The sequence below is a fragment of the Paenibacillus sp. FSL H8-0104 genome, from assembly GCF_038050215.1.
In the GTDB taxonomy this organism is placed as follows: domain Bacteria; phylum Bacillota; class Bacilli; order Paenibacillales; family Paenibacillaceae; genus Paenibacillus; species Paenibacillus amylolyticus.
In genome coordinates, this window is record NZ_JBBOTC010000001.1 from 386250 (window position 1) to 405039 (window position 18790).

Here is an 18790-nt window from a genome sequence, read left to right on the forward strand (position 1 = left end):
CAATGATAAAAAGGAGCTTTTACATGAAATCATCGGAATCCTGGTTGCAAACAGCTTCATTGGAAGAGATCAAGCGAGGTTATATGGAGGAGGGTCCCGCCTATATATGTGTCTGCTGCGGATACAGGACGGAAGCGGGGATTATCTATCCTGAAGAAGGAGTCCTCTATGAGGCAGCCCGTTATATGCGAGTGCATATTGAGAAGGTTCATGGATCGGTATTTGAATATTTGCTGGAGCTGGATAAAAGCGTAACCGGATTGTCTGATGTCCAGCGGGGCTTGTTGTCACAATTCTATGAAGGCAAGAAGGATGCTGAAGTACAGAAGACCCTTGGCATCGGGAGTGCTTCCACGATCCGGAATCATCGGTTTGTATTAAAGGAGAAGGAACGGCAGGCCAAAATATTCCTGGCATTAATGGAACTTCTCAAAAGTAAGGATACACAGGCTCCAGCCGAATGGGTGTCGCCAGTGACAAGGCATGAACATACGATCCATCCGAACTCATTTGATATTACAGAACAGGATCGGGAGAAGGTGCTGAATAAGTATTTTCCAGAGGGTACCGGCGGTCCGCTGACGACGTTTCATATGCAGCAAAAGCATAAATATATTGTGCTCACCGAAATTGCCAAACGATTCGAGACAGAGCGCAAATATTCCGAGAAACAGGTCAACGAGCTGCTGAAGGAAGTTAATGATGATTACGTGGAAATACGGAGGTATCTCGTCGACTATGGTTTGCTGGAACGTGAGCCAGACGGGAGTCAGTATTGGCTGGGAAGCCACGCAGATCAACAGATCGCCGAAGTTGGAAAACAGGAGCGCAAAGCAAAGGGGGAGCAGGGGAAGATGGATCGTCGCAAAGAATTGCAGGAACAGGCCAAAGAAGTCAAAACGGAAGCGGGCGTCTACCAGATTCGGAATGAACGTAACGGCAAAGTTTATATCGACAGCACACTTAACCTGAAAACCATTAACGGACAACGGTTTATGTTACAGATGGGTAGCCATCTGAATCGAAGATTGCAGGCTGAATGGAATGAATATGGAGAGAATGCGTTTGTGATCGAGGTGCTGGAGACATTGAAACAAGACGATAACCCGTATTACGATTCCAAAGATGCACTCGCCAAATGTCTGAATCGCTGGTTTGAACAGTTAGAGCCCTACGGAGATCAAGGGTACCACGGAGATAAAAAGCAATCTGCTGAATAGGAGAGGCATTTCCTTTCTGAAATGCCGCACCCTTTATAACTGAAAAGCCCCTTTGCCAATATGATGGCAAAGGGGCTTTTGGTGTGTACAGACTACTTGTTATATAAGATTACAGCTTGAATTGTTCCACCAGCTTCTGTAGCTTGTGAGCCAGATGGGCAAGGGAATCAGCAGAGGATGATATCTCCTGCATGGAAGCCACCTGCTCCTCCGTAGCAGCAGAGATGTTCTCCGTTCCATCGGCATTGGTTTCCGATATGGCGTGGATCTGATCAATGGATTGCACCACTTCGGCTGTACTTGCAGACATCTGTTGTGAGGCGGCTGCAATGTTCTCAAGCTGATGATTGACGACCCCAACAGCCTCACTAATCTGGGCAAAAGCTTCATCTGCAAACTGAACGGCACGAATGCCGTTGCTTACATCCTGTTGCCCGATCTGTACACTGTGATTGGCCATTGAAATCTCCTGTTGAATCGCTCCGACCATCTCTACAATCTTCTGGCCTGAAAGGCTGGATTGTTCCGCGAGCTTGCGGACTTCGCTGGCAACAACGGAGAAGCCACGTCCATGCTCACCTGCACGTGCTGCTTCAATAGAAGCATTGAGAGCAAGCAAATTGGTCTGTGCAGCGATATCTGTAATGACAGATACCATCTCACCAATGGATGTGGAATGCTGTCCAAGTCGTCCAGCAGTATCTGCCATACCTTGCACAAAGCGACTGACGGAACTCATCTCAGATACGGCCGTCTGCATGGTTGCATTCCCTTTATCCGCGAGCTCACTTGCTTGCATGGCAGCTTCGGATACTTGCTGTGTGCTGTTCGTTACCTGTCCTACACCTCCAGCAAGCTCATTCATCTGTAGTGCCGTATGTTTCAGGCTGTTTGTTTGTTTCTCAAGTCCAGCTGCGGATTCTTCCGTAATCAGGGCGACTTGCTCTGTTGCTTTGGTTGTCTCCGATGAGTTGACTGCCAATTGTGTGGATGAGGCGGTTAACTCGTCAGCCGTGTGTCGCACGTCCTGAATAACGGTTCGCAGGGATTCGCTCATCTTATTGAAGCTGGTGCTCAGCTTGCCGAATTCATCCTGTCCTAATACAGCAACCTCGATGGTCAGATTACCATTACTAATTTCGTCAGATGCCTTCACCAAGCGGTTCAGTGGTTTGGTGATTGATTGCACAATCCAGAAAATAATGACGGAGCTTACCGCAATTGCAATCGCTACAACAATAAGTGTGGTGTATAGGATTGGACGCACAGATGCCGTCACTTCCCCACTGTCAATGACACCAACCACGGTCCAGCCCGTCGTTTCATTGGTGGAGAAAAAGGCGTGTTCCTGGTTTCCATTTAGTGTATAGGTCAGACTTCCGTTTTTCTGTGCGAAAATATCTTTATAGGGTGCCATGGTTCCTTCGGTCCCCGGTTTTTCGGTAGGATGTACAATGATTTTATTGGCATTATCAATGATATAGATATAACCCTTCTCGCCAATCTTCGTGGAGTTAACCGTCTTCGAGAGGGCTTCAAGCGACAGGCTGACAGAGACGACACCATGGCCATCCGCTGAAGTCTGAGCTACTGAAGCAACAACATTGCCGGTATTGCTTGATAAGTAGGGGGTAATTACGGTAGGGACATCTTTGTTCTGCGTAGCAGCCTGATACCACGGGCGTTCGCGCGGGTCATATCCTTCTTTGTTCACCGCAGTTACAGGGGAGTTAATATATACGCCCTGATCGGTACCGATGGAGGCAAGTTCCACGTCATCATGCGTTTCCTTATAAGCGTCGAGCAAGGTACGGATGGTATCTGTTTCGTCACCCTGATTGGGTCCGACATTGCCTGCATCCAGCTGACTTGCCAGGAAATCAACATTTTTGCGTGTTGCACCAATGATCTGGTCAATGGTCTGGTTGAGCACAGTAACACTGCTGATCGCGTTCTCATACATTTTCTCTTCAACCTTGGCATCAGCTGTTTGGAACGAGATAATGCCCAGACTAATGGTTGGAATGAGCAATACAATGGCAAATGACAAAATCAGTTTCTCTCTCATCTGCATTGTTCTTTTGACCCCTTGTTTACGAATTTTTTTCATACACATTCCCCCTCTGTGTAACCCATCCCCATGTCTAGTGGACAAGCCCATCTGGTAAAAGATATTTCATTCCATCCTTTCCAGAAGTTTCTGGTGCTATCGTATGACAAATTTCGCGTTTATTCAACATAATTTATGAGTTTCGCGAAAATATTTTTTGGTTTTGTAGGTATTTAGGATTACATCTGTTCTATAAAAATTAATCTGTCTCTCCCTTAGTGCACATCATGTGTTATATTTCTGAATTATGTGAAGTGAATTTTGCAAAATGTGAAATCCATAAGGCATGTAACTGGGCATGTTGAATACACAAAGAAGTTGTTTTCATGAAGAATGGACTTGGATGGATCTACATCCATATATATCGGTTTATGGGGACAGAAATTGGAGAGGGGTTGTACGGCAGTTGGACCAAAGTACACTACAGATATCTGGACAGGAGGACATGGAAGAGGTCCAGGATCAAGCTACATTCATGCAGGGGGTCAAAGATTGTATTCCAACCCTGCTTGGTTATTTGAGTATTGGCTTTGCGGCGGGTGTCATTGAAATGACCGCAGGTCTGAGTCTGGCGGAAACGGCACTGCTCAGCCTGATTTTATATGCAGGATCGGCTCAGTTCATTGCAGCAGGCATGCTCGCATCGAATGGGTCAGCAGTAGCCATTATGTTCACCATATTTTTTGTGAATCTTCGCCATTTGCTGCTCAGTGCGGCTGTATCACCGTATTTTCGGCATCTGACCCCGCTTAAAAATATGTGGATTGGTTCACTGCTTACCGATGAGTCTTTCGGCGTTGCGATGACACGTGCAATTGGCAGAGAAAGGCTCAGTGAACGCTGGATGCACGGTCTGAATATTACCGCATATCTGAACTGGTTCGTGGCTAATATGGCGGGAGCGTACTTTGGACGCTGGATCACTAACCCGGAACGACTGGGTCTGGATTATGCCCTGCCAGCGATGTTTATTGGACTGGTTGTACTCCAGTTGGTGCATCGCAAAAACAAAAAAATACACATTAATGTGGCTATTATCGCCGTGGTCTGTGTAATCTTCGCCAGCATGGCTTCACTTGGCAGCATGAGTGTCATTGTGGCTGCGGTCATTGCGGCAACGATGGGAGTGTTCATGGAACGATGGAAGTAAGATGGGATGTATTCTGGATTATTATGGGTTCGGCACTGTTAACATTTATCCCGCGTGTACTGCCACTGATGCTGTTCAGCAAGATACAAATTCCGATGTGGTTGTTACGCTGGCTGGAGTATGTACCCGTAGCGGTCATGGCAGCGCTGATTGGTCAGGAACTATTCATGTCGGGCAACCAGTTAGTGCCGATTACGCAAAATGCAGCTCTGTGGGCATCCCTGCCTACGATTGCAGTAGCCATCTGGACACGCAGTCTGCTGGGAACTGTAATGGTCGGTATTGTGGCTATGATGATTTTGCGATATTGGATCGGATAATTGCTAGGAGAGTCATAAGATGTGGCGAAACTCAGTTATGAAAACGCTATTTTCTATTGTAGCCGAAAGGGATAAAATGGAGACTGAGGTGTTCAGTGTTTCCATTTTGCACAAGAGGAAGGAACGATTTCAATCATGAGTACAAGTCCATCCGTTATATTGTTTCAGGGAGACTCGATTACAGATGGGGGAAGATCACGCAATGATGATCCAAATCATTTTCTCGGACACGGGTATGCGTATCTGATCTCCAGCAAACTGGGTATGGAACTGGCGGGCAAGCAAAAGACCTTCTATAACAGAGGCATCAGCGGGGATCGGGCATCGGACCTGTACGCACGCTGGAATGAGGATACCATTAGTCTAAAACCGGACCTGATCAGCATCCTGATTGGGGTTAATGATGCCTGGCGCACGATGAATGGTGAACCTAGCGGGGTAACGGATCGTTTCGGACGGGCGTATCGCCATTTGCTCGAAGAAACTCGGGAAGTGATGCCAGATACGGGGCTGATTTTGATGGAGCCGTTTATTCTGAGAACCGGAGCGACTGCGGAGAAATGGGAAGCCTGGGAAGAGTATGTCGGTCAATATCAGAAACTGGCCCAAGGTCTTGCTGAAGAATTTGGAGCTGTGTGGGTGCCATTGCAGCAGACGTTTAATGACGCTCTGAAACAGGCGGATGCAGCGTACTGGTTATGGGATGGCGTACACCCAACCGCAGCAGGTCATGAGCTGATTGCACGCCAATGGTTGTCTGTTGTACAGAATTCTTCGCTTGCGATTGTGTAATAACAACAGCGGACAGCTACGATATGGGCAGCAGCATTATAGGTATTCAGGATTAATTGAGGATGAGGATATAAGATAGTTAAGAATATGAGATAACCATAAAAAGCCTGTGGTGACAGGCCGAATTCAACGGAGGACCTGACGAAGGTTCTTCGTTTTTTTTGGTTAGGAAGGAGAAGGGAGTACCGTCGTGGAAAGGGTTCTAATGGATAATTCTTCAAAAATGCTATCATATCCGGTAAAATGAAATCGATTACATTATAATATGGGCATGACAATCCATTAACGAAGAGTGGTGAATCCAGTGGAAGATTCCATTCACGAAGTCGAAAATGAAAATATAAACCAACGTGGTACTGAGAGCAGAGCATTGAGTTCCTTAAGTGCCGACAGACTCTTGGAGAAGTTATCCCGGCCTGAATTGGCTACGTTATACACAGACTTGAAGGCTTACGGTGAACGTGCCTTGAATGAACCCATGCCTTCCTTGTCGTTCCGTCTATATCGACAGTTCAGCGATACGGGTGAGCGGAAAGCCTATGAAGAGGCTTATTTCGATCGAAGGGGCAGACTTGCTGCTGTGGCGATGCTCGCCTTGGACACGGCTAGGACGGATGCCCTTCAAGCGCTGGAAGAAATGTTGTGGGACGTGTGTGGTGAGTATACGTGGTGTTTACCCGCGCATCTGGGTACGGGAGAGGTCAATCAGGTGGATGGGAACATCGATCTGTTCGCCGCAGAGACAGTACATATGCTGGCCGAGATTGTGACCATTCACGCCGAGCGGCTGGATCGCCTTGTCATAGAGCGGATCAGGTCTGAAGCAGAGCGGCGAATCTTCATCCCGCTTTACCAGGAGCAACGGAAGTTCCATTGGCAGACAGCGGATCACAACTGGTCGGCGGTCTGTGGTGGGTGCTGTGGCATGGCCGCATTGTTGCTGCTCGAGGATGAGTCCACACTACAGGAATCGATCTCCCATACGGTCAGCTGTTTGAACGCATTCTTGAGCGGATATGGCGAGGATGGCGGCTGTGCCGAAGGCATTGGATATTGGGTATATGGCTTTGGTTATTTCACCTATTATGCCGAGATGCTTCGTGAGTACAGTGAGAGCGAACTAGATCTGCTGACGGGTTCCAAAATAACAACTATCGCAGCCTTCCCGCTGCGAGTTCATCTGTCGGGCGGCACATATGTGAATTATTCGGACAGTGCCGAGCAGGAAGAGATCCCTTCCGGATTGCTTTCTCTGCTCGCATCCCGGGTGGGGTTGCAGATAGATCTTCCATTTCATATTCCACTGCTTACCGATGATCCCTGTCATCGCTGGGCTCATCTGTTGCGGAACGTGATGTGGAGCGATCCGGCAGTGTATGGTGATGAAGGTGCCTCTGCGCAGGCTGAACGGGGATTTATTTTTCAAAATCTGGGCTGGATGATTGCAAAAGGACCGTTCGATTCTCCGGATACAAAACATGCGAACGGCGCACCCCTTCATGTGGCTATTTCCATTAAAGGCGGGCATAACGATGAACCTCACAACCATAATGATCTGGGGCAGTTCATTTTCCATTGCGGTGGTGAGAATATTCTGTGTGATCCAGGAGCAGGGTTGTATACCCAAGCGTATTTTGCGCCAGGCAGAGAGCAGCTGTTCCACATCTCGTCATCCGGTCATAACGTTCCGCTCATTGAAGGCCAGGAGCAATGCTCCGGTCGGCAAGCGCAAGCCCATGTGTTAGAGGCAAAGCTGGCAGAGGGTGGCGGTGAGCTGGATACTACTTTAGATCTGACATCCGCATACCCTGGGGCTGCTTCACTGGCTCGGTATACGCGCCAATTTCATTGGAAAATTTCTCCTGACGGTAGTAGAGATCGAGCAGAATTGCGTCTGATTGACCGTTTTCAATGGAAGAGCAGGGTGGTGTCTTCGGCAGAACGATTCTCTTCGGTGGATGATTCAGATGCAGGATGTTCGAGCGTAGTGGAGCGCTGGATGAGCAGAGTACAACCTGAGGTGGTGAAGAGCGGTAACCTTCGCTGGCAAGGCATACATGGAACGGTCCATATGACGTATGATGCGAACCAGTGGCAGGTTTTTACGGAGGTTATGAACACAGTTGATCATGGAAATGTTCCAGTCACATTCTATCGGACGTCACTATCATGGACAGGTGCAATTGATGAGACAGATGTTCGGACAGAACGCCCTAATTCGCTTGAAACGGTATGTGAGGTACGCTTCATCATTGAACCGAAAATGGAAGAAACCGAGGTGAGCATGCGTGAGTAAATATACATCTGCGTCCACATATCCATGGAAAGATGAACTCGAACATTACCGTACATTGGCAGAACAAGCGGGCCGCCCTCCGGCAGACGGCTGGAATAGGGAGCGCAAGTTGGCACTTGTTGAAAGTGTTGTTCGCGCTTACACACCATATCAGGACAGCCAGGGTGCAATTATCGACCCGTTCTCGGGTGTGGAGAGATATTATTCTACACCGGCCTATGCGATGGCTGCGGCAGTTCTGATTGATGCAGGGCGTACAGATTTGCTCCAATCGGCAGCAATAGCCCTGTCACAGAGCATTGATGCCGTAGTCAATGGTAGCGCACCAGACAATCACCCTGATTTTTTTCCGGTGCTCATGATGAGAGCTTATATGTTGTTGAAACCACACCTGCCTGAACAAGCACAGATCTGGGCTGAGGCACTCAAGACGATCAGTCCTGAACAAGATTATGTATTTACGATGAGCAAGATGAACAATCCCAATCGCATGATTAACTGGAACGCCATTATGATCTCTGGCGAATATCTGCGGTGGCATGAACAGCTGGCGAATGAGGGTACTGCGTGGATGGATCGATATCTGGAAGCCTATCATCTACCCCGGTTTACAGCCCTTGGGTTGTATCAGGATGGACCGCTGGACCGCCCGAATTGTCCATTTTCCTATGATATTGCCACCCGTTATCACCTTGGGGTGATGCTCGAAGCAGGTTACGAGGGAACCACTGCCGATACGTTACGTGAGCAGCTGCGCCATGGTGCCTTCAGCTCGTTACTGTCGCTCTCGCCGCTAGGTGAGATTCCACCCCGTGGTCGCAGCTCCCAGCATCAGTGGAATGAAGCTGCCGCAGCTTATGTATGTTCTACACATGGAACGCAGGCTCTGGAGGCGGGAGATCCGGTGATGGCGGGTGCTTTTGCACGTGCGGCCAATCGGTGTTTTGCTGCTGTGGAGCGCTGGAAGATGGATGATGGACGCTTGAAAATCGTGCGCAATGAATACGCGCCAGAAGATCGGCACGGGTATGAAATCTATACCAACCACACCTGTTACAACCTGTGGACGGCAGCAGCGCTTGCTCACGCTTGTCTCAGTGATCCGGGAGACGATGTGAGCGAAGTATACCTTCCTTCCGAGTTAGGCAGCAGGGTTTTGCAGACCGATGGGTGGTTTGAAACTGTGATTGCTTCCATACCTGGTCAGCAACTGGTATTACACACGGCGATGAATGATCCGTATACGATTCCTGGTTTGGTACGGATTCAACAGATGGGGTTACCTGGTCTGATTGGTCCGTCCGCTGCCAGCCATGTGCAGGCCGGGTTTACGGAATTTGCCGAAGGGGCGGTTCGTCCGCTCAGTTACTGTCCTACCTGGAAGACACCAGATGGGGTATGGCACAGTCTTGCAGAGGGGATTCCATCCGGTGGTGCATATGATCGGGATGTTGGATTAGACCCTGCTCAGGGAGGTGGTTCCATTGTGTATGAGAAGGTGGACCATGATACACGGAACCAAGTGGAGCAGCATCTGGAGGAAAGAGCGGCAGAAGATGGCGTGAACGCCTTGGAGAATGCTTTTGCCGTGACATGGGTCGGTCCATTACCCGGAATTAAAACATTGCTTACCCATTATGTACAACAGGCGGATGTGCTGACTATAACGTATGAATTCGAAGGAGAGATCGCTGCAGCAGGGGCACTCATTCCGTTGATGTTCCATGATGGTCATGAACAGGCGGTGATTACCCATACGGATCATAGCGTACGAACGGAGTATCGAGGGGCGTATGTAGAATCCACTGCGCTGGATCAGGGAGCCATAATTCATCTGGAGGAACAGGCCGTGGCCTCCCGTAATGGTTTACTGAAGGAAGCCCGGATTGAAGTGAACGGAGCACGTAGGTTGTCATTTGCGATCCGATTGGGCGAGGTTAACTGAAGGTGTTCAGGTTGAGGATCATTAGATCTCCAAACATCTCAAAACAGCTCGAAGCATAGTTAAAAGTGTTATTCGTGGATGATTAGTGATATTTAACGGATAGCTATTGCAGTTACGGCATACGACGCTATAGATAAGTTGAGGATGAGCTGGAGCATCAAGCTTAGATGTCTGGTATTGAATCGAGGAGGGATATGTTCATGAACACATCAACGTCGGTAAAATGGCTCGAGGAAGCGTGGCAACAGGGCGCTGCCAAGACGATTCGGAATGCAAAGCGGATTAAGGATACATTTCCGCACATTGCCCCGCAAGGGACGTATGATCGGAATGATCCGGAATGGTGGACAGCAGGTTTCTGGCCTGGATTGTTATGGCTGGTCTATGGGGATGCTCCTGAAAGTGAAGCGGCGGCTTCGCTACATCGCATTGCCGAAAGCTGTGAGCGGCAACTGGAGGGTTGTCTGCGTGATCCCGAATCGGTGGATCACGATCTGGGGTTCATCTGGCTGCTTAGTGGCGTAGCCAACTACCGCCAGACGGGCAGCATGGATGGACGGCGGCGTGGCATGCTTGCCGCCAACCTGCTCGCTGCCCGGTTCCACGTGCGCGGTGAGTTCATCCGCGCCTGGAACTTCAGCTCGTCAGCAATGGATACGCGCGGCGTAGCCATCATTGACAGCATGATGAACCTGCCGCTGCTCTACTGGGCATCCGAGCAGAGCGGCGACCCTCGCTTCCGCTGGCTGGCGGAAGCACATGCGGACACCGTGGCACGCGAATTCATCCGCGCGGACGGGTCCATCTGCCACGTGGTGGAGTTCGATCCACACACGGGGCAGAAGCTGCGAGAGCATGGCGGACAGGGCCATGCTCCAGGTTCCGCCTGGGCGCGGGGTACCGCCTGGGCGTTGCACGGGTTTGCGCTGTCTTTCCGGTATACGGGCGAAGCCCGATATCTGGAGACAGCGGAGCGTGCGGCCGATTTCTTCCTCGCCATGCTTGGCGAAGAGATCGTGCCGGTGTGGGATTTCCGCGCACCTGCGGAGCATCAGGTGGCGTGGGACTCGTCCGCTGCGGCGATTGCCGCGAGCGGGTTGCTTGAGCTGGCGAAGCTGTCGCCACGCGGGGAGACCTATGCCGCCGCGGGAGAGCGTATCGTCCGCGGATTGCATGAGCACTATAGCTCCGGCGACTCGGCAGCGGAAGAAGGTCTAATCATGCAGGGAACGGTGCATTACCCGGAAGGGCGAGGGCTGAATGTGCCGATTATATACGGCGATTATTTCTATATGGAAGCGCTGGCGAAGCTGCGTGGACATGCGGGGTTATTTTAAAAGAAGAATTGAGAACTACGGGCTGGAAGAACTGAAGGGGAGAACGGATTAGTAAGGTATTAGTGTTGTGAGCCTTCGAATTATTTCATTAGATTCAACCAGTTAACCAGTTATATATTCAGTATTTAGTTGTCAGTAGCATCATTAGCAAACCATCATCACCTGTCCGCATAAGGCTGTCTCCAGGATTAGGAACGATATTCCCTCTACTGGAAACGGAGTATACCTAAGCTTCTTTGAATAGACAAATCAAGGTGAGCGGACAGGCAGATGGTGTACATAATCGAAGGAAGACAAAAGAAGTATCTGGCCTATGAATATCTCATTCTTACGGGTCCAGTTGGGGTGCAGAATTAGCTATGCTTTACTGAAAAAATCGATTTTCACTTCGAAGGTGTACGTCTCAGGATGACAAAGTCGGCAGAAGATTGATCTGGATAGCGCTGCGGAATAATCTCATGAACTTTGAAATCAGGGTAGTCGAAGAGATACTCAAACAGATTACGGTCCTGGATTGTATCAATCCCCGGGTTGCCGTTTTCTTTCAAACGGGTGTAAAGCACCACCCATGCTGTTGAGGAGTGCAGAATATCATAGAGGGTATTACGAAAATCCGTTTCATCCGTGATGTGATATAACACATCGAGACAGACCGTCAGATCGGCTTGCAGGAAACCACGGTTAATCCATAGGCCTGGTGTATACAGCATGAAACTCTTGGACGAATCCTTGGCAAATTGGGAAGCACAACGCTTTACGGAAGAAGCCGCTACATCCACGCCCAGGTAGTCCTCATAATTCATGTATTGCAACTGGTTGCCATCCCCACATCCAAACTCAATGACACGATGAATCCCTTCACGTTGAATCAGTCCGTTCACGACCTCGGCCTTGAATTCAGCCAAAACCCCGTATGAACCCCTCCCAGAAGTTTCACCCGAACGATATGTTTCCTCCCAATACCCGATGTAATCAAAAGGCTGATGCATTATGTTTCCTCCAATCCTGTTAAAAGAAGTTCAAGACTGCCAATATACATAGGTATGCGCAATATTCGCAGGTATGATCGGTTGAAACAGGAATAGAAGATAAATTAATTTCCATAGAATTCCCTGAAAATTTCCTGAAAGTCTAAACATCTGGAAAGAACTTGCCGACATAAAACATAAGGAAAAAAATGATGATAATCGGGGGGAAATGATGTTAAAGCCAAGATTGACCAAGTACATGGTGATGATGCTGGTGTTGATGCTGAGTATTTCCAACGTAGGCTTGGCCGCTGCGGCAGATAAAGAACTGTCCAAAATTGTGGTTTCCAAGAATGAGATGTCGCTCGAAGTTGGTGATTCTGGGTCTGTTACGGTGACAGGGGTATATTCAGATAATACTTCGGCTAATGTAACGATTAGTACAACCTGGAGTAGCGAAGATACTTCGATAGCAACTGTATATAATGGTGCAATCACGGCCAAAAAAGAAGGTAAAGCGACGATTACGGCAGCTTACCAGGGTCAGAGTCAGACTGTTCAAGTGAAAGTAACGAAGAAGGTCAAAGCTCTTTCGAAAAACGTGCAAAGTCTGGATTTACGCACGGGAGATACAAAAGAAATTATTTTGACAGCAACGTATAGTGACAATGAAACAAATAATGAAGCAGCAAGTACGGCAGAATGGTCTACCAGTGATGAGAAGGTTGCTACCGTGGTGAATGGTAAAGTAACTGGACAAAGCGCGGGTACAGCTGTGATCACAGCCAAAGTTGGCAGCCAAAGCGTGACGGTGGATGTTAACGTTGAAGTGGTTAAACGTGTAGATGTAGATAAACAGCAAGTTAACTTGCTGTTGAACAAAAGTGAAAGTGTGAAAGTGACGGCTACGTATCCAGATGGTACAACCAAAGATGTAACCGATCTGGCGGAGTGGACATCCAGCAATGAGAAGGTCGCAGATGTTCTCAAAGGCGAAATTACAGGATACTCGGCAGGTTCTGCCAAGATCACAGCCAAATACGGTACGAAATCAGTATCCGTTGACGTGGATGTGGATCTGACGAGCAAACTGAGTGTGGTGAAACAAAGTATTTTCTTCCGTTTGAGTGATACAACCAAAACGGCTAATGTCGTTGTAACGGCTTCTTATCCAAACAGCAGCGATGTGAATGTAACCGATCAGGCAACATGGACATCCAGCAACGAGAAGGTTGCAACGGTATTCAAGGGACAGGTCACAGCGATTAGTGCAGGTTCAACAACGATTAAAGCAACCTACAGTGGCAAAACCGTAGAAGTTGCTGTGGATGTAGATACGGCAAGATATTTGGATATCAAAGATGTGACTGACAAGCTCGCCATGAGTGTTACAGGTGAGAACAAGTCCAAAAAATTGGTAGCCAATGCAGAGTATATTGATGCAAGCACAGAAAATGTAACTTCCAAAGCAACATGGACTTCAAGCAATGCAGATGTTGTATATGTATCAAACGGCGATCTGATTGCATACAAATCCGGTACGGCTACGATTACTGTAGCTTATGGCGGTAAAACGGTTAAATTCACAGTCAATGTAGACGTAGCAGACAAGTATGAGATGGACAAGAAGAAAGCATCAGTAGCCGTTGGTGGAACGACTTCTGCCAAAGTACTGGCGTTGTATGGTGAAACATCCAAAGATGTATCTGAAGATGCAACTTGGAGCAGCAGCAGCGACAAAATCGCTGAGGTAGATAGCAAAGGGGTTATCACAGGTGTTGCTACAGGTAAAGTAACCATTACCGCGAAGATTGAAGGCAAAACACTGACTCTGCCTGTTGAAGTAGGTATGGCTAGTGGACTGGAAGCAGATGTGAACTTCGTTGTTCTGTCTGCCAAAGAAACTCAGACGATCCTTCTAACAGGTACGGATGAGGACGGCAACACGTTGGATGTTACATCCGAAGCAACCTGGAAATCCAGCAATGCACGTGTAGCGGATGTGAAAAAAGGCGTGATTACGGGTAACAGCAGTGGTAAAGCCAATATCACAGCAGAATACGGCTCCAAAAAAGTGACGATCCAAGTTGAAGTGGATGTCATCACACGTATTGAAGCTTCCGAGCCGGTTCTTTCCCTGAAATCAGGCGATACAGCTGATCTGACGGTTACTGCCTTCTTGAGCGACGGTAGCGAGCGTGATGTTACGGACAAAGCTGAATGGAAAACGAACAGCTACAAAGTAGCTCAAGTGACCAAAGGTAAAGTCAAAGCTACAGGTTCAGGTAAAGCCAAAATTACTGCAAAATACGGTAGCAAGTCTGTAACGATTGCTCTAGATGTGGATACACTGAAATATTTGCAGACGGATAAAGTAACGTTGACTATGAAACCTGGTGAAAAGGTAACCGTGGCTGCAACTGCAACGTATGCCGATGGCAGTGAAGCGAATGTATCCAAACCGGCTCTCTGGAAATCTTCCCGTATTGCAACAGCATCGGTGAAAGATGGAATCATTCAGGCGAACGGCAAAGGTAAAGCAACGATTACAGTAACATTTGCAGGTGTGAAAACCAAAGTAACGGTAGTGGTTGAAGCGAAGTAATTGCTTTTCCAAATGTGAGTGTGAAACGCGCAAATAAAACGGTGATGCCAGCTAATAGCTGGCATCACCGTTTTTTGTTTATAAACTAGGCATGTCTTCAAGCTCTAACGAATCTGAAACGTCCTATAAGAACGAATAAGACGTCCTCAGTTCCTTAGAAAATGAAAATAATCTAGCCATTCGCCAACGTCCAGAACCCTCGCATACACCATCCTATTACAGATGTATAACCAAGTGATTCTGTGACGTTCCCTGTATGTTCTACTACTACATCGTGTGAGACAGTACCAGCGCACCATAGGCAAAAGCGATCACGATCAGAATGGCCGGATGCAGCTTGGTTTTGGTCATGACCCAGAGCGAGATGCCTGCAATGATCAACGTCTGCCAGATGCCGATGGAATCAGTGGACAGCTGCCCGAATTCCCATGTGAGCAGAATCATGAGTACAGCGATAACAGGCTGTACGAGTAGAGTCATACCTTTGACTTTTGGTGACGTGCGATGTTTGTTCAACAGACGAAGTAATATAATTAGTGCGGTTGCGGAAGGCACGATTGTGGCAAAACTTGCGATAAATGCCCCAAACCAGCCTGCTACGTGGTACCCGACAAATGCAGCAATTTTGGTTGCAATCGGGCCGGGAAGGGCGTTACCAATCGCCAGTACATCACCGAATTGCTCGGTGGTCATCCATTGGTAGTGGTTCACAATCTCTTCCTGCATAAGCGGGATGGAAGCTGGACCGCCCCCATATCCCAAGATGTTTGCTACGAAAAATCCCCAAAATAATTCCCACCAGGTCTGGAGCATCCTTAGGACACCCCCTTATCGGACTCGCCTTTGGACTTGAAGCGCTGAACCAAATCCAGATGGAAGACACCATATCCAAGGAAAACTGCGATCACAATCCCCGGATGGATATCCAGCAGCTGCAATAGTACAAAGGCAATTACGCCGAATAGGGCGGCAAAAACTTTACCAAGTCCCTTCCAGGCTTTCATGGCAAATTCATAAGCCATCATGCCCAGCATGACAAAAATGACTGGCCTTACGGCGGCTACCATGCCTGCTACCACTTTCGACTCGCGTAGCGCGTACATGGAACCGAGCAGAGCAATAATGGCAATACTTGTCGGCAAAATATGAGCGAGTACAGACACGATCGCGCCCAGCACACCTTTGGTTTTATAACCGAGATATGCGGCCATTTTGGTCGCGATGGGACCCGGCAAGGCGTTGGCGATAGCCAAAATCTCGCCGAACTCCTCATCACTGACCCATTTGTAACGCGTAACGGCTTCGTAACGGATTAACGGGATCACCGAAGGGCCGCCGCCATATCCGAGAATTCCGGTTCGTACCATTCCGATGACGAGACCGTTGTAATCTTTCCAACCCATGCTGATTTCCTCCTAGAGTCTCATGCCCATCCGGCTTTTATAACGTTTCAACAATAGCTGTGATTCCACTTTGACGATACCCGGCATCTTATAGAGCTTCTCCAGCAAGAACTGCTCCATCTCTTCCATATCTGCAAAAATACCATGCATGTGCAGGGTACTCGGGCCTGTCATATGATAAAGGCTGGTGACGGCTGGCTCTTCATCCAGTTTCTCAGCGACTTCATCCAGGAAGGGCGGTTCGACATCGACATTGAAAAAGGCTGAGACCTGAAGCCCAACTTTGCCAGGGTTGATCACAACGGTGAAGCGTTCGATGATTCCTTTTTCGGATAACGCATTAATGCGGGCCTGAACAGCCACACGTGACAACCCGATCTGTGTACCCAGGTCCGTATAGGATATTCGGCTGTTGTGGTGAAGCGCGGCGATGATTTTGCGATCCATCTCGTCCAGATTGTACATTTGTGGAATTTCTCCTCCTTTGGAGGAGCGTTTCTCTGACATGTTGACCATCCTTTTCTCTCGCTATATGAAATGAACAATGAAATTTTACTAAACATACAATGTGTATGTGGCATTCATAGTTTAATGACGAATCGTAACTGGAGTCAATCTATTTATCATGATTATTGAATTTAACCGATTTTGAGCCTTCATTTTGTCATTTCGACCAATCGGAAATTAAAAAGACCACTCGCACAGTCCAATAGCGAGCAGCCGTTAAATAATAGATAAGCTGGAGTAAAGCACAAAGTGTGATACGAAGCATGTACGGTTATCCCTGTGCTGTCTTGGGCAGTAAAAGGGTAACGGTGGTCCCTTCGCCAGGCTCGGAAGACACTCTTAACGTTCCTCCTGCACCACGGGCACGCTCTTCCATACTGAACAATCCAACGCCATTGCCTGCGGTTGCTTCGCTGAATCCAGCACCTTGGTCTTCAATAATAACCATCGTCATGTTCTCAACGTCTTCTATAGTAACACGTGCCTCGGCAACATCGGCATACTTCGCGACATTGGTTAAGGCTTCCTGAATAATCCGATAGATAGCTATCTCCCGGTTCATCTCCAGTCGTTTGCGCAAATTACATTCCAGATCAACTTCGATCCCGTAGTGACGGGTGTAATTCTCGATATACGTACGAATCGCCGGAACAACACCCAGGTCATCCAGAACGGATGGTCTCAGCTCCCATGCCATACCGCGTACATCTTCCATGATACCCGTGACCTGTTTACGAAGTGCTTCAACCCCGGGGTGAGGCTGGTCTGCTAGCAGGCGATCCATCTGAATCACCAGAGAGAAGAGACTCTGTCCAATCCCGTCATGCAGTTCACGCGAGATCCGGCGTCGTTCCTCTTCCTGAATATTCATCACTTGGGACATCATCTTTTGCAATTCGGCTTCGACGGATTTCAGCTTGGTGACCTCGCTGCGTACAGCTAGGTATTGATATGGCTCCCCGTCGTTATCAAGGAAAGGCACGATGGTGGTGTTGACCCAATAATGACTGCCATCTCTGGCACGATTGAGAATTTCCCCGTTCCATACCTTACCTGAGGATATCGTTTCCCACAGGTTTTTCATAAAGCTTTTGCCATGGTATCCGGAATTAATGATTCGATGATCCTTACCGATCAGTTCCTCGCGCTCATACTGCGAGATTTCACAGAATTTATCATTCACATACTGGATTTTCCCCTTGCGGTCTGTCAGGGCTACAATGGAGGATTCATCCAAGGCAAATTTCAGATCACTCAGTTGATGCAGGGAACCCTTCAACCTGCTGCGAAATTCATTATCGGTAATGTGATCATCGATTTCGTTCAGCAGGAGGCGTACGGGCTGGTCTGCGAGTCCACTTAATCTGTTCTTGCGTGCACTACTCAAAGTTCAGCAACCCCTTTTTCATGGCGAATTTCACCAGTTCCGGTCGTGTACGCAGGCCAAGTTTCTCCATCAGATTGCTTTTGTGGGATTCAACCGTTTTGACACTGATGATCAGATGTTCGGCGATTTCCTTGTTGGCGTAACCCTTGGCAATCCAGGACAAAATCTCTTTCTCCCGCTCGGATAACGTGTCATACGGTCCGGCGTTTTCCTGTTTGGCTTTGTCCAGGTATTCACTCATCAGCCGCTTGGTTGCACTGGGGTACAGATAGGCGCTACCCTCTGCTACGGAACGAATCGCAGCAAGCAATTCTTCATGCGGCGCACTTTTGAGTATATATCCGGATGCTCCCGCGTGGATGGCGCGGAACAGATATTCTTCATCGTCATGCATGGTTAGTATCAAAATGGAGACATCTGGCATCAATTTCTTCAATTCAGCCGTAGCGGTCAGACCGTCTTTGCCTGGCGGCATGCTGAAATCCATCAAGACCACATCTGGTTTCAACTCTTGAGCCTTGGCAATGGCTTCATCGCCATCTGCGGCATCTCCAACGATATGTATATCATTCTTTCCTTCAAGTAAGGCGATCAGCCCGGAACGCACGACAACATGGTCGTCTACAACTAATAGTTGAATCACATGATTTCCCCCTGTCCGCTTCCTTAGTTCTATCTATATCATAACAAAAAAAGAAGCCATTCAGAGCTTTAATCTCCGAATAGCTTCTCTCACGCTCTAGTTCAAAC

The 18790-nt window shown here is 48.3% G+C and carries 15 protein-coding genes; 8 read left to right on the forward strand and 7 right to left on the reverse strand.

Going from position 1 to position 18790, the window contains the following annotated elements:
• Positions 1-23 precede the first annotated feature (23 nt).
• Entirely contained in the window at positions 24-1220 is a 1197-nt protein-coding gene (locus tag NST38_RS01870; protein WP_076253934.1) for a DUF2087 domain-containing protein, read from the forward strand.
• Positions 1221-1329: 109 nt separating this feature from the next.
• Here the strand turns inward: NST38_RS01870 and NST38_RS01875 are convergent, their stop codons facing one another.
• A complete protein-coding gene (locus NST38_RS01875) occupies positions 1330-3330 on the reverse strand; it encodes a methyl-accepting chemotaxis protein (RefSeq protein ID WP_076253933.1) in 2001 nt (666 codons plus the stop codon).
• A 445-nt stretch (positions 3331-3775) separates the two neighbouring features.
• Here NST38_RS01875 and NST38_RS01880 point away from each other — a divergent pair, with 445 nt between their 5' ends.
• From NST38_RS01880 to NST38_RS01905, 6 genes are all read left to right on the forward strand, one after another.
• Entirely contained in the window at positions 3776-4480 is a 705-nt protein-coding gene (locus NST38_RS01880; RefSeq protein ID WP_036616527.1) for an AzlC family ABC transporter permease, read from the forward strand.
• Positions 4471-4800, forward strand: coding sequence for an AzlD domain-containing protein (locus NST38_RS01885; RefSeq protein WP_076253932.1), 330 nt, complete (start codon positions 4471-4473; stop codon positions 4798-4800). Before NST38_RS01880 ends, NST38_RS01885 begins: the two co-directional genes overlap by 10 nt.
• 135 nt (positions 4801-4935) lie before the next feature.
• On the forward strand, positions 4936-5592 hold the full coding sequence (locus tag NST38_RS01890; RefSeq protein WP_047840427.1) for an SGNH/GDSL hydrolase family protein: 657 nt from the start codon (positions 4936-4938) through the stop codon (positions 5590-5592).
• A gap of 304 nt (positions 5593-5896) precedes the next feature.
• Positions 5897-7888, forward strand: coding sequence for a heparinase II/III domain-containing protein (locus tag NST38_RS01895; RefSeq protein WP_076253931.1), 1992 nt, complete (start codon positions 5897-5899; stop codon positions 7886-7888).
• Positions 7881-9833: a glycosyl hydrolase gene (locus NST38_RS01900; protein WP_076253930.1), complete on the forward strand. Its 1953-nt coding sequence runs from the start codon at positions 7881-7883 to the stop codon at positions 9831-9833. Before NST38_RS01895 ends, NST38_RS01900 begins: the two co-directional genes overlap by 8 nt.
• 200 nt (positions 9834-10033) lie before the next feature.
• Positions 10034-11170 carry a glycoside hydrolase family 88 protein gene (locus tag NST38_RS01905; RefSeq protein WP_076216561.1) on the forward strand — a complete coding sequence of 379 codons (1137 nt, stop codon included), beginning with the start codon at positions 10034-10036 and terminating at the stop codon, positions 11168-11170.
• A gap of 383 nt (positions 11171-11553) precedes the next feature.
• Here the strand turns inward: NST38_RS01905 and NST38_RS01910 are convergent, their stop codons facing one another.
• Positions 11554-12159, reverse strand: a complete 606-nt coding sequence (locus tag NST38_RS01910) for a methyltransferase domain-containing protein (protein ID WP_036616541.1) — start codon at positions 12157-12159, stop codon at positions 11554-11556.
• A 211-nt stretch (positions 12160-12370) separates the two neighbouring features.
• On the opposite strand from NST38_RS01910, the gene NST38_RS01915 reads away from it, so the two are divergent.
• The gene (locus tag NST38_RS01915) at positions 12371-14743 is read left to right on the forward strand and encodes an Ig-like domain-containing protein (protein ID WP_076253929.1); all 2373 of its coding nucleotides are present in this window, start codon (positions 12371-12373) and stop codon (positions 14741-14743) included.
• Positions 14744-15010: 267 nt separating this feature from the next.
• Here NST38_RS01915 and NST38_RS01920 read toward each other — a convergent pair whose 3' ends face one another.
• The 5 genes from NST38_RS01920 to NST38_RS01940 all read right to left on the reverse strand — a co-directional run bounded on the left by NST38_RS01920 (position 15011) and on the right by NST38_RS01940 (position 18683).
• The gene (locus NST38_RS01920) at positions 15011-15556 is read right to left on the reverse strand and encodes a chromate transporter (protein WP_017691072.1); all 546 of its coding nucleotides are present in this window, start codon (positions 15554-15556) and stop codon (positions 15011-15013) included.
• Between the two features lie 2 nt (positions 15557-15558).
• Positions 15559-16146, reverse strand: a complete 588-nt coding sequence (locus NST38_RS01925) for a chromate transporter (protein ID WP_017691071.1) — start codon at positions 16144-16146, stop codon at positions 15559-15561.
• 12 nt (positions 16147-16158) lie between these two features.
• Positions 16159-16653: an Lrp/AsnC family transcriptional regulator gene (locus NST38_RS01930; protein WP_036616550.1), complete on the reverse strand. Its 495-nt coding sequence runs from the start codon at positions 16651-16653 to the stop codon at positions 16159-16161.
• Between the two features lie 271 nt (positions 16654-16924).
• Positions 16925-18040 (reverse strand): PAS domain-containing sensor histidine kinase, encoded by a 1116-nt coding sequence (locus NST38_RS01935; protein WP_076253928.1) that lies wholly within the window; start codon positions 18038-18040, stop codon positions 16925-16927.
• Positions 18033-18683 (reverse strand): response regulator, encoded by a 651-nt coding sequence (locus tag NST38_RS01940; protein WP_017691068.1) that lies wholly within the window; start codon positions 18681-18683, stop codon positions 18033-18035. The genes NST38_RS01935 and NST38_RS01940 overlap by 8 nt, the downstream gene beginning before the upstream one ends.
• Between the last annotated feature and the right edge of the window lie 107 nt (positions 18684-18790).